Annotated in this window: 8 protein-coding genes; 5 read left to right on the top strand and 3 right to left on the bottom strand. The window is 34.1% G+C overall.

Annotated elements, in window-relative coordinates:
* Positions 1–166: 166 nt before the first annotated feature.
* Positions 167–1,129, bottom strand: a complete 963-nt coding sequence (locus LUU93_RS17100; RefSeq protein WP_232682382.1) for an App1 family protein phosphatidate phosphatase — start codon at positions 1,127–1,129, stop codon at positions 167–169.
* Positions 1,130–1,192: 63 nt separating this feature from the next.
* Between LUU93_RS17100 and LUU93_RS17095 the strand changes: the two genes are divergently transcribed.
* Complete coding sequence (locus LUU93_RS17095) at positions 1,193–2,062, top strand: diacylglycerol/lipid kinase family protein (protein ID WP_232682381.1); 870 nt, start codon at positions 1,193–1,195, stop codon at positions 2,060–2,062.
* A gap of 257 nt (positions 2,063–2,319) precedes the next feature.
* Here the strand turns inward: LUU93_RS17095 and LUU93_RS17090 are convergent, their stop codons facing one another.
* Positions 2,320–3,465: a peptidogalycan biosysnthesis protein gene (locus tag LUU93_RS17090; RefSeq protein ID WP_232682380.1), complete on the bottom strand. Its 1,146-nt coding sequence runs from the start codon at positions 3,463–3,465 to the stop codon at positions 2,320–2,322.
* 119 nt (positions 3,466–3,584) lie between these two features.
* Complete coding sequence (locus LUU93_RS17085; protein ID WP_232682379.1) at positions 3,585–4,073, bottom strand: DUF1761 domain-containing protein; 489 nt, start codon at positions 4,071–4,073, stop codon at positions 3,585–3,587.
* 181 nt (positions 4,074–4,254) lie between these two features.
* On the opposite strand from LUU93_RS17085, the gene LUU93_RS17080 reads away from it, so the two are divergent.
* The 4 genes from LUU93_RS17080 to LUU93_RS17065 all read left to right on the top strand — a co-directional run bounded on the left by LUU93_RS17080 (position 4,255) and on the right by LUU93_RS17065 (position 13,571).
* Complete coding sequence (locus LUU93_RS17080) at positions 4,255–5,112, top strand: leucine-rich repeat domain-containing protein (protein WP_232682378.1); 858 nt, start codon at positions 4,255–4,257, stop codon at positions 5,110–5,112.
* A 156-nt stretch (positions 5,113–5,268) separates the two neighbouring features.
* On the top strand, positions 5,269–5,574 hold the full coding sequence (locus tag LUU93_RS17075; RefSeq protein WP_232682377.1) for a hypothetical protein: 306 nt from the start codon (positions 5,269–5,271) through the stop codon (positions 5,572–5,574).
* A gap of 277 nt (positions 5,575–5,851) precedes the next feature.
* Positions 5,852–6,301: a T9SS type A sorting domain-containing protein gene (locus LUU93_RS17070; protein WP_232682376.1), complete on the top strand. Its 450-nt coding sequence runs from the start codon at positions 5,852–5,854 to the stop codon at positions 6,299–6,301.
* Positions 6,270–13,571, top strand: a complete 7,302-nt coding sequence (locus LUU93_RS17065) for an RHS repeat-associated core domain-containing protein (protein WP_232682375.1) — start codon at positions 6,270–6,272, stop codon at positions 13,569–13,571. The genes LUU93_RS17070 and LUU93_RS17065 overlap by 32 nt, the downstream gene beginning before the upstream one ends.
* Positions 13,572–13,575: the final 4 nt, after the last annotated feature.

Below are 13,575 nucleotides of genomic sequence, written 5' to 3'. Positions count from 1 at the left end.
AAATAGCGTGAAAACACAAATGGCTTTACACGCTATAGAGACTAGCTCAAAGACTGTCTTGAAAAAACAAAACTAATAAAAATTAAGATTTTAATTTGGAAATCAACACAGAATCTTTGCGGTAAAATATTCATTCAGTTCAAAACCTGAAACCTGAAACAAAAAACTATTTAATAACCCCAATAGACTTAGAATGCGCAATCGCCTCGCTGCTTTCTTTAAAATAACAAACAGAAACATCGAGCGATTCTAAATTTTTCATGACCTTTTTGATTTCCTTTTTTTTGCTTTTACCCGTTTGTCTAATGTAAACAGCAATTACGGTAACAGGGAAAATTTTGCAGATTCGCTCGTATAAAACCGGATCATGCTGAGAATCATCTCCCAATAAAACATATTTAAGATTAGGATAAAATTCTAAAACATGCTTTATTTTTTCAAATTTATGATCGTGATTTCCACGCCCGCTCATGAAGAAATCAGTAACACCTCTTCTAATATCTTTTAATAAAATAACGGCGCGCGGCAGATGATGTATTTTGGTAAATTGTACAATAAAGCGGTACAAATTCCATTCGCTGCTCGAAACATAAAAAAAAGCATTTTCTTCTTCTTTATTGTGACGTCCGGCCGAACTTAAAGCCTGATAATGCGGTACAACATCTTTAAAAACCTTTCGGTCATTTACATTTTTGAAAAGTAAGATGTACATTTTTTTGAAGATATTCCGCGTATGCGAAATCAAAAAAGTATCGTCGATATCAGAAATAATTCCTAAATTCCCTTTATGCGGGCGTATAAAGCTTCCTTTTGAAATAATAGTTTTGCCACCATATTTGATACTCACTTCATATTCGATCCACCCAAAATGAGTTTCTTTTTCAAGCGGAATGCAAAAATTAAAATAACCATCGTCCAGCGTTTTTGTATGTATCTCCTGTTTGTTGAATTTTAGGTAAACATCAAAATTTTCAATAGTTTTTATTCTGAATTGATTGACAACCGAACGTGCATTTTTTAAGTTTTTCTTTTGAAAATCATAATCATACGTTCTCTTAAAGACATGTCCCATTACAATTAATTCTTCTTCATTGGCATAACCCCGATATAATTGTAAAATAGGTTTCATTAATTCCGTATATTTATATAACACTGTAAATTAATTATTTTAATTGGTTTTAAAAATAAAATTTTGAAAAAGAATGTCTTATTTGTTGTAAATCCTATTTCAGGAGACCTAGATAAATCAAGTTTAATTGAGGCTGTTAGGGAGTTTGCAGCTACAAATTATTTTGGTTTGAAGGTTTATGAAACTACGGGTAAAAATGATTTAAAAGAAATACAGGCACTATATAATCAATATCTGCCGGAACGAATTATAGTTGCCGGCGGCGACGGAACCATTAAAATGGTTGCTGAAGCGATGGAAGAACAGGATGTGATTATTGGGATTTTGCCAGCCGGATCTGCAAACGGACTTTCGGTCGATTTAAATCTGCCTGTGGGAATTGAGGAAAACCTTAAAATTGCTTTTCAGAATCATTATATTGAAATGGATATGATTTGTATTAATGGCAAAAAAAGTATTCATTTAAGTGATCTTGGTTTGAATGCCAATCTGGTCAAAAATTATGAACAAAGCGATGTAAGAGGTTTTTGGGGTTATGCCTTGCAGGCTTTTACGACATTAACAGAACCTGATGAACCTTTTGTCGCAACAATATCAGCAAACAATAAAACTGTTGATCATGTTGCAAGAATGATTGTTATTGCTAATTCGCAGAAATACGGAACGGGCGTAATCATTAACCCAAATGGTGCAATGAACGACGGAAAATTTGAATTAGTAATTTTAAAAAGTCTGGATTTGTTACTAATTGGAAAAATTATTACCGGAAACATGCCAATTGATTCTGAAGATATAGTTATTATTTCGACAGATAAGGCAGAAATAAAAACAGATTATCCGGTTCATTTTCAAATTGACGGTGAATATTGCGGAGCACAAAAGTCATTAGAAATTCATATTCTGCCCAAACAAATGAAACTGGCTGTTCCTTAATCTAAAAAAACAATTTGTATCGCCCCGATGAGCTTAGGACTGATGTCTTATTTTTTTCTATAAATATTACACTCCTAACGGAGTTTGTCTGGTTTAGGAACAGAATATTTATAAAATTATGAAGGATGTTTGCCCCGTTCCGGAAGAGCAGAATATTTATAGAAATTATGCAGGATATTTATGCAGCTCTGTAAGAGCGCAATATTTATAGAAAATTAAATGGATAATATAAAAAAAGCTCCATCGGAGCGATATATTTATTTAAAAGGATTGCGTTCCTGCCATTCTGTTTTTGGTTCTAAATAATTAAAAAACCTTGCAATATTATGATTGATTAAAGCATTACTATGCGTTATCAAACCATACATTTTTACAGGTTTTGCCCCAACAGAACTTTTAATTTCGAGAGCAGTTCTGGCAAAAACAATCGCTGAAAATCCTTTTTTAATAGAATAAGCAATCATATCGTAAAGCATATTCAAATACAGCATTTTTTCGCGCTGAACACTTTCATCGTAACCTAAAAAATAAGTGTCCATGACCTCACCGTTTTTTATAAGTGTATTGAAACCAATTAGTTTTTCATCTAAAAAATAACCATAAAGTAAAAAGTTCTCTTTCATAATTTCTTTAAAAAAACTGAAATGGTTTCTGGCTAGGAAAAAAGTGTTGAAAGGTGCATTTTTAGCCACATGAAAGTACAACTCATAAATAACATCTTCATATTTTCTAATGTCAGACAAAGACATTTGCTGTTTTTCTATCCCATTAGATTTTTTGCGGGCGCGTTTGTATTGGTCCCGGTATTTTTTTGACAGTGCATCAACATAATCTTGTTCAGTTTTCCAATTTTCATTGATTTTAAAAATCATATTAGGCTGTATCGAAAACGTATAATTGTTTTTAAATTCAGCCTGCAATGGTTCAATTTCTTTTGCAGTAAAGTCTTTTATACTGGTTATATGAACTTTTTTTCCATTAGCTTTTAAATCTTTTTTAAGCTGATTAATAGCTTTATGAAGTGTTTTAACAGCTTTTGCTTCTTTAATATTCTGATCAAAAGCAAAAGCATTCTGTCCGGTTAACATATTGTTTCCAACAAATAAAACGTGAGAAGCGAAATTCTTTAATGCAAAATTGCGAACAGATGTTTTTAAACATTGATCGCGTTCGCCAAAAGACTCTAGTTTTTCTGCAAATAAAAATTGAGTTAAAACAATACCAACAAGTTTTTCCTCTTCAAAAATTCCAATAAAATGACAAATCATATTTACCGGAGAGGAATTTTCCAGTACTTCGAGATATTCCCGTGTTAAAAAAATATTATTAGCGGCCAGCGAATTCCACTCTAAAGGCAGTAATGATGTGCTGTTGTAGATTTGAAAAGAATAAGTTGTATTCAAAAGTGTGAGCTAATTTCTTCAAAATTAGATAATATTTATAATAACTCATCTTCTTTAAGCTATTATTAAGAAAAACCCGTTTGAATTTTGGCTTCAAACGGGTCAGTACTATTTATAATTTACGCAAACTGACAAACGATGCCGCCTATTATGGTAAGAGTAAGCATCCAGTATCCTGCATGAATAAAGATGTATTTCCATGATTTTCTTTCGAATAATCCATTAATCCCAACTATAGGAAAAGCAAAAAACAGCCCCGACATAAAACCATGAAGAGAACCGTGTTTAAAAGTACGGAAAGCAGTTCCGTAATCAGCCATGAAAGCGTGGAAAGACGGTTTTGCGCTTTCAATAAAAGGCGGGCCGCCAATCATTCCAATTGCACCCGACTGATGAATGGTAAACGACATTAAAGCCATCGAAATCATAACAGAAAAAATGTACGTAAACCCAAATATTTTGAGCATGTTTCCTTTTTTTAAATCTTCTTCGGTAAAATTATTTTCTCTCATCCAGATTGTTCCAAAAACTTTTGGATGATACCAGATAAAACCGATTATGAGTGTCACAATCGCGGCAACGAAAAATGTAATTAAGTTAATTTCCATAATTTAAGGTTTTTGTAATTAGTTGTTCCAAAATTAATCAAAAAACTATAACGATTTCGATATTTTTAAAAAGAAGAAAAGTAAGACGATTTTTTATTTATTAACACTTTATCGACATAAGTCGCTTTACATCCAGTAATTAACTAATTTTGAGGCAAGAAAAACAATCCCCAAATCTGTTATGAAAAGCTTTGCAACACTTTTTTTAGCATTTATTTTTTCTCTAAATGTTTTTGCAGATACTGTTTCAGATAAAGAGAAAGACGCGCTAATTAAATTATATCATGCGACAAATGGTTCGCAGTGGAAAATAAAATGGGATTTGTCACTATCAGTCTCAACCTGGTATGGAGTTCGTGTTGAAAACGGAAAAGTAATTTCTTTAAATTTAGCCGATAATAATCTGCAGGGAGAACTGCCTGCTGCATTTTTTGAACTGGTAAATTTAATTACAATTGATCTTCATAAAAATAATCTTAAAGGACAATTATCAAATTCAATCAGTAATTTTAAAGAACTTGAAGCTTTAAATGTTTCTGGTAATCAGTTATCTGGTACAATTCCTAGAAGCATTTGTGATTTGAAGAATTTGAAAGATTTAGAACTTTTTAAGAATAATATTTCCGGTGAATTACCTGTAGAAATTGGAAAACTGAATCAATTAGAAATTCTTTGTTTATTTGATAATCAAATCGCTGGTGTTCTGCCAAGTTCATTGTATAAGATTTCGACTTTAAAAATACTGCTGTTAAATAATAATAGATTATCAGGAGTTGTAAGTTCAGATATTTCTAATTTGAATATTTTGCAAAATTTAAGTTTGTTCAATAATAATCTGGGCGGAGAAATTCCTAAGGAATTAGAAAAAATGCCTAATCTTTCTGAAATGAATCTTTCCTATAATAAATTTACAGGCTCGGTTTCAAAAAACCTTACTTTATTAGACGCTTTGAATATGACAATGTTTGATGAAAATGGAAATTTGTTTTTATTAGATGTAAATGAAGAAAGAAAGCCTGAAAATAGTATTGTAAATTAATCTAATTTGTTTCCCTTTAAAAAAGTTGAGTAACTTTGCTTCAATAAATTTGATGCGGGTTTTTATAAAGCATTCAATATTTTTTATAACTTTAAAATTGAATTCAATTCTAAAGAAAGTTTAAACATAAAATATTAACCTTTTTACTATAAAATTATGACACTTCAATATCAAGGTGAACAATACGGAAAGTCAACTACATTTACCATCAGAATTATTGGTAATAATTTATCAAAAAGCAGCTCTAATTATCAAATCGATCTTTTGGTTGGAGACAAAAAACTGCCAACTTTTACAAGTGAAATCCACCAAAGTTTATCAAACTGTTTAAGAGAAATTTATTTATTCAGAAAACACAACGGAATTAAATTTGACGAATCGTCAGAGAAAATAGTTTCGCTTTATGTTCCTTATGATAAGGTTTTGTATAACTATAATAAATTTGCTTTGTTTAGAGCTTAATTATTTAAGAAAATATATTTAAAAGACTGTCTCAAAGAGACGGTCTTTTTTGTTTAACAATTAGTTCCATAGTTTGTAGAGATACTAAGGAATCAAATGTTAAAGGTTAAACAAGAATCGGTTAATTTCTGTCTTCTGAACTCTATTTATTATTTTGTCGTTTATGTTAGCTTTTTGTCGATAAAACTTGATATAAAATTATAATTGAATCGTTGTTTTATAATTTTATTTTATATTCATTTGTATTTTTTTAACAAATGTTTATAAATAAATTATTATGAAACGTCTTTTTACGTTTGTTCTATTTGCAGTTTGTGCCTTATCTAATGCGCAGCAAAAAATCACGTTTGGTTATGATACTGCAGGAAATCAAATCAGCAGGGTTCTATGCCTTAGCGGCTGTACTGCTAAACCTGCCAGAGATATCAAAGAAATTGAAGCAGTTGTAGAGGAAGATTTGGAAAAGTTTTTCCCTGAGGATGTGATTTCGTATTATCCAAACCCAGTTAGAGAAGAACTTTATCTTCAATGGGAATTAATAGACGATAATAAAGTTTCATCAGTAATGGTCTACGGATTAAATGGTCAGGTATTAAAAGCATTTCCTAAAACAGAAAGTGTTAATGCTTTGAATATTTCTTTTCAGGAATATTCAACAGGAATTTATCTGGTTGTTTTAAAATATAAAAACGGAGATGAAAAAACAATTAAAATTATTAAGCAGTAAGCTACTTTATATGAAACAATTTTACTTTTTCATTATATTTTTATTTACCTCTTTTTTATCTTTTTCTCAAAATTTTACAGATACAAAAGGAGAACTACAAATTTCAGCCTCAGGTACTGCAACTTATACGCTTCCTATAGCAGTTCCTCCAAGTATAAAGGGAGTTGCTCCTACTATAAACCTGGTTTACAGCAGCGGAGTTAGAGGCGGTATAGCCGGTCAGGGCTGGAGTATTAATAGTATTTCAACAATCAGCAGAATGGCAACACGCCGGGATATTGACGGTTATGTTGATGGTGTTGATTTTGATTCAAATGATAAATTAGCGCTTGACGGGCAAAGACTATTGCTAAAAACAGGAACTTACTGGGCAGCAAATTCTACTTATGAGACCGAATATAAAAGCAATACCAAAATTGAATTAAAAATTGAAGGTACTACGACTTATTTTATAGTAACTGCACCTGATGGATCAAGAAGCTGGTATGGCTCTAAAGGATCTGGAAGCCTGCAGAATTCAGTTTCTGTAAATTCATGGTATATAGTTCATTACGAAGATGTGTACGGCAATTTTATTGATTATAATTATAAGACAGTTGCCTATAATAGTACAAATCAACTGTATATTGATAATATTGCTTTTAGCGGGAATGCAGCTGCCGGAATTGCAGCTCAAAATAAAATTAGTTTTGTTTATAAAGCTGCTAGTCGTATAGAAAAAGACTATTTGAAAGGAGGAGCAATTTATGCGACCCAAATTTTAGACTATATACAAGTTTTTGCTAATAACCTAACTTTTAGAACTTATAAACTTACACATGAAGAGGACGCAAGTTTAGGATACCAAAGATTAAAACAAATACAAGAAATAAATGCTCAAAGTGAGGTGTCAAATCCAGTTGTTTTTGAATATAATTCCAGCCCTACAACACCACAGCGAACGGAAAAGGAGTACACTAATAATTTAGCATTTGATAAGGTTGAACTTGCAGGGGATTTTGATGGAGATGGAAGATTAGATTTTATTGCAAATAATCAAATATTTACAAATTTATTTAAAAATGACACGGGAAATGCACCAATTAATCTACCTATTGCAATGGACAAAAGGCAGTTGATTAATGCAACAACACTCAATAGTAATAAAGTAAATCAGCTGCACTCTATAGTTTTTGCAAATGAAACTCCTACGACAACTGAATTTAAAGTTTATAACTTGTCTGGTAGTACAGTTGCCAATACTTATAATAAAACTGTAACTATGGATAACATTGCTTATCGTGGAACTGATTATACCAATGACTATTATTGTTCATATGATGAGTATAATTGCGGTTATGGAGCTAATCCGCAAGCTTGTATTTTTTCATCAGTAAAAAAATCAACGAATTATCTCGAAGGTGATTTCAATGGAGATGGTTTAAGTGAAGTACTTATTTTTAATAGAAAGAATGAAACTCATGATAATTATCAGACAATTTATCATGATTATTATGGGAGTTCTATTGCTGGATGTGAATTTTCTGTTAGAAATCCGGAAGATACTGAATATTACTTACTTGATCTAAATCCAAATTCTAGCAATCAGTTAAATACAGCGGGCTTTGTTAAGCTTGCTAATGCTTCTGCTCTTGGAACAGTAGAGTATTATGAAAAAAGAATTGTAGGAGATTTTAATTCTGATGGTAAGTCCGATATATTAAAAATTAACGGAGATAAAACGTATAAAATTTTTACTTTTAAACAGCTCGCAGCTGCTCCATGGATAGAATTAGAGGTAATTGGTGCTGGGACTTTGGATCAGTATAGTGCTACAAAATATATGTTATTGGGAGATTATAATGGAGATGGTAAAACGGATATTATGCTGCCTACAGATGAAGGTGGACCGAATAAAGTTGAGTGGAATATCTACTACAGTAATCCAAATCCAGCAGGAGGTTCTTTTTTTACAAAAGAAACATTGGACATTGTAGAATACTGGCCAGATACAGGAGGCAATTATAAAACACAAAGACATTTTAGCAGCTATTTTGCGATGGACATAAATAAGGATGGTAAATCTGATTTAGTTCGTGTCTGGAGAAAGTATTATAAAGATGACTGGAGTATTAATAATCATGATACCCAATGGGAAGTATACGGTTATGCTAATAATATTGGTAAGGTAGGAGCTTCGGGTTTTACTTCAGTATACAGCTCTACTGTTTTTACCTCAAACTCACCTGATATTCCAATTCCTCTTACTTCTAATTATAGGTACGATGGAGGTAATACAGATTTGGTTTTAGTGCGCGGCCATTATAATAAAATTGAATATTATCAATTTAACAAAAATGTCGATACAGAAAACAGGTTAAAATCTGTAATGGAATCAAACGGTAACATCAAACAGACTATTGAGTACCTGCCAATGGAACCAACTACAGGAACATTAGGCAGTGCTTCTTCAGATTTTTATTCATCGGCTGATGCGGTAACGTATCCTAATATAGAAGTTATCAAAAACCCAGCAAGTTATTTAGTGTCTAAATTAACTGCAACAATCAACGGGATTTCTAAATATCAGGATTTCAGATACAGAGGGTATGTTTCGAATTATAATTACGGCACAGTAGGTTTTACAAGAACCACCAGAAGCAGCTGGTATTTATCGGCTTCGGATACAAAAATCTGGACAACACAGTATAATGATCCTGTATTAAGAGGAGCCAATACAATCAGCTGGACAAGTACCAACCCGTCGACAGTTTTTGATACTACACCTTCAGGTCTTTTAACAACTAAAACGAATGTTTTTTCAGTTTATACCAAAGGAGGAGGAGATGTGGTTTATTCAAGCCCTCTTCAGAATGATATAATCATCACGACACCTGTTACAACTGGACAGACTTATAAGGCAGGTAATTCTATAACAGCTTCATCAGCAGTAAATAATGATTTAGCGGTTAATTATTACGCTCCTCAGGTAATTTTAAAACCTGGTTTTTCTGCCAGTTCTAGTTCTAACACCATTTTTACTGCATCTCCTACTGCTTCTGCTGCGCAGAGTGCCGGCGCGCCTAACTCAAACAGTGGTGTATATAATGTGTTGTTATCGAAACAAACGATTGAAGATCATCTTAGCGGAACTAAATCAGAAACCGTTTTTACTTATGATGGAACTGTTGATAGTAACAATTATTATGGATTAGAGGTTAGGAGTGTTTTAAAAAAATATAGCGGAGCTACAGTTCAGGGATCTGTAACAACGGATACTCAATATGATAATAATCCAACGGGTGCCGGCAGTGCTTATTACATCGGAAGACCTAAAAAAGTAAATACATCGGCTAATAATGCGGCTTCAGGGGACACACGTACCTCTGAGGAAGCTTATACTTATACCGGTTTTAACTTAACGAAAACGGAAAAGAAAGGTCATAACACTTATGCTTTGGTAGAGGATATGACTTATGACGGACTTGGAAATTTATTGACCAAAACAGTTTCAGCTCCAGGAGCCCCTGCACCTATTCCGGCAGCAAGAACTATTACCGATGAATACGATGCTGCAAAACGTTTTGTAGTCAAAAAAACAAACCATCAGGGGTTAATTACCAATTACGTTTATAACAATCTGGGGCAGGTGACGAAGTCAACAGATTATATGGGAGTTGTCAGCGATTTTATTTATGATAACTGGGGGAAATTAACCAACACTACAATTACTGGTTCTTCTACGACGCCTATTTCTACAACAATTGTATACGCAAAATTAGGAACAGGAGGGTATACTACAACAACTACGAATAACCTGGATGCTAAAACAGTGGTTGAATATGATGTACTGGGACGAGCAGTAAAAAATTCTGTAAAAGGATTTGCTGCCAATACCATGGTGACCAAGCAGGTTGTATATGATGGTTTAGGAAGAAAACAAAAAGAGAGCGAGCCGTATTTTTCGACTCCTGGTTTATGGACCAGTTATGAGTATGATTACCTGATGAGGCCGACAAAAATTACAGCTCCAACCGGAAAAATACAAACTTTGTCTTATTCTGTTTTAACCACCACCAGTACAGATGATGGCAAAGTTACTACAGCGACAGCAGATGCCTTGGGCAATAAAGTTCAAAGTACCGATCCTGGAGGAACGATTAATTTTACTTATTTTGCAAATGGTCAGTTAAAAGAATCCGATTATCAGGGAAACAAAGTAAAAATAGATATTGACGGCTGGGGTAATAAGATCAGAATGGAAGATCCTAGTGCAGGAGTTTATACTTACAGCTATGATGCTTTTGGGCAGTTAAAAACTCAAACAACACCAAACGGGACTACTTCATTTGTATACGATGCTGGTGGTAAGCCAACTGAAAAAACCATTGCTGGTACACTTACTAACAGTAAAACCACCTACGCTTACAATGCTTTGAACCAGATAACAAGCAGCACTTATGTAGATAATATTGAATCAAAGACAACTACAAATGTTTATGAGTATGATACTCTTAAAAGGCTTTACAAAACCACGGAAACAACTCCGTATGCAGTTTTTGTTAAACAATTAGCTTTTGATGCTTTAGGAAGAGTAGAGAAAGAAACTTCTACAGCGACAGCTTCAGGAAAAACAAGTTCTAAAACCGTAAAAAACACGTATCAAAATGGTTTTCCGTGGCAGATCCTGGATGATACTACCCAGCAGGTTTTATGGCAGACCAATAGTTTAAATGAAAGAGGGCAGTCATTAACTGCAGCATTTGGCAACGGTATAGCGGTAACCAATACTTATGACCAGTATGGTTATGTTAAACAGATTAAACATGATAAAACAAGCCCTACGGCTGTTAATATTATGACTCTGAATAGCGATTTTGAGATTAAGAGAGGAAACCTGAACAGCCGTACCAACAGCTTATTCAGTCGAAATGAAACCTATAAATATGATGCATTAGACCGTTTAACAGAATACACAAATGGACTTGGTATTCAGGAAACACAGTCTTATGATGATAAAGGAAGAATTATACAAAACAGTGTCGGGACTTATGAATATGATACGGCTAAAACCTATCAAAACAAAGCGATAACCCCAACTCAGGAAGCTGTAGGATATTATGGGAACAGAGAAGGAATTTTTAATGACAGTATGGAAGACCGCACAGGCTGGGGTACAGTAAGATCTCCTGCGACTGTATTTTACAGTTATGATAATGTTACGGCTGCCCATACAGGAAAAAATTCTTTAAAACTGGCCAATACCCTTACAACAGAACAGTATGTTTATTCAGATAAATGGGTAGATATAAATAATACTGCTGCGACAGATTATACTTATTCTGCATGGGTATACAGCAGCAGTCCGCAGGCAGAAATAGTTCTTGTAATGAAAGATGCCCAAGGGGTCTTGAGTTATAATGCAGTAGTGACAAATGTAACAGGAAGCTGGACACAGGTTGTCAAAACATTTTCAGTTCCCGCAAATATTAAAAAACTATGTATTCGTTTAGATAACAACGGACTGGGAAATATCTGGTTTGATGATGTACAGATCCGTAAAACAAGTGATGCTGCTACAGCAGTAAGAGCCTTGAATATAACTTACAATACATTTAAAAGCCCGGTACAAATTGAAGAAACGGGAGTAGATAAAATAAGTTTTACCTACAACGATGGTAATGACAGAAGCTCCATGTTTTATGGAGGCCAGCAGAGTGACAAACTTTTAAGAACCTTCCGTAAGCATTATTCTGCAGACGGCACCATGGAGGTGAAACACAATATTGTTACCGGTGCTGTTGAATTCGTAACCTACATAGGAGGTGATGGATACAGTGCTTCTGTAGTGTTAAAAAGTGACGGAACCACGCAGAATTATTTATATTTACACAGGGATTATCAGGGAACAATAACAGCCATATCTGATCAGAGCGGTGCAGTTGTAGAAAAGAGATTATTTGATGCCTGGGGTAATATTGTAAAAGTACAGGATGGAGCAGGTAATATACTTTCTGGTTTAACCGTTTTAGACAGAGGGTATACAGGTCATGAACATCTGCAGAGTGTAGGGCTTATACATATGAACGGTCGTTTGTATGACCCAAAGCTGCACAGGTTCCTACAGCCTGATAATTATATACAAGAGCCATATAATACACAGAATTATAATAAGTATGGCTATGTGTTAAATAATCCGTTGAAGTATACGGATCCAAGCGGGGAATATGCAGAAATTGGATTTTTAGCAGTAGTTGGTATTGGTGCGGCTATTGCAGCATTAACATATACTATAACAGCATTAGTAGCTGATGTTCCCTTTAGTGTTGGTGGTTTAGTGAAAGCAACTTTTATAGGTGCAGCAAGTTCTGCCGTAACGTTTGGGATAGGTAGCGCGTCGTCCGCATTATTTAGTAATTTCTATTCGCAAGCGGCATTTAGTGCTGCAGCACACGGAACTTTTCAAGGTAGCATGACTGCTATTTCAGGAGGTAAATTCTGGAGTGGTTTTGCAGCGGGAGCATTGAGTAGTGTGGCTGCGAGTGCTTGGAGTGGAGGAAGTACTACTGAAACACATAACTTTAGAGGTTCTAGTTTTACTGAAACTATTAATCATCAAGGTTTAAGTGGAGCAATCGGAGCAAATAATACAATAGGTATGATAGCCTTTGGAACAGTTTCAGGTGGCGCTGGAGCAGCTCTTACCGGAGGTAATTTTTGGCAAGGAGCAGTTACAGGACTTGTTGTTTCTGGATTGAATCATGCAATGCATAGCATGAATGATGACGGTGATCCAACTATGAAAACGCAAAAAGATAGGGATATTACTCAAGTAGGGCCAGAAACTCCAGCAACTTACCCTGATGGAACAACAAACCCAGGGTGCTACAATTGTCATTCATATGCTTGGACCAATTCTCAAGGAGATCCTACAGATCCTGCTAATGCCTCTTTAGTGGCTAGTGGATTAACAAGATGGGATAACAATCCAGGTAACAACAAATCGGGTTATCATGCAATATCATTTAATGCACCTAATCAAGTAGGAGATAGAGTAGTATATTATGCATGGGATTACAAATTAAATAGAGCAATAGCTCAACATTCGGCGATAGTTACAAAAGTAAATAGTAAAGGTCAAGCAATAGAACTTACTAGTAAATGGGGACAAGGACCATTAGTAACACACCATCCAAGAAATGTTCCTGCTAGCTACGGTTCTCCTAATCCAACTTTCAGATCACCAACAGGGAGAATTTATCCAAGTAGAATTTATTATAGAAGAAATTAAACAT

It is taken from the genome of Flavobacterium soyae (assembly GCF_021245985.1).
GTDB lineage: Bacteria > Bacteroidota > Bacteroidia > Flavobacteriales > Flavobacteriaceae > Flavobacterium > Flavobacterium soyae.
This window is presented reverse-complemented; position numbering and strand designations above follow the sequence as displayed.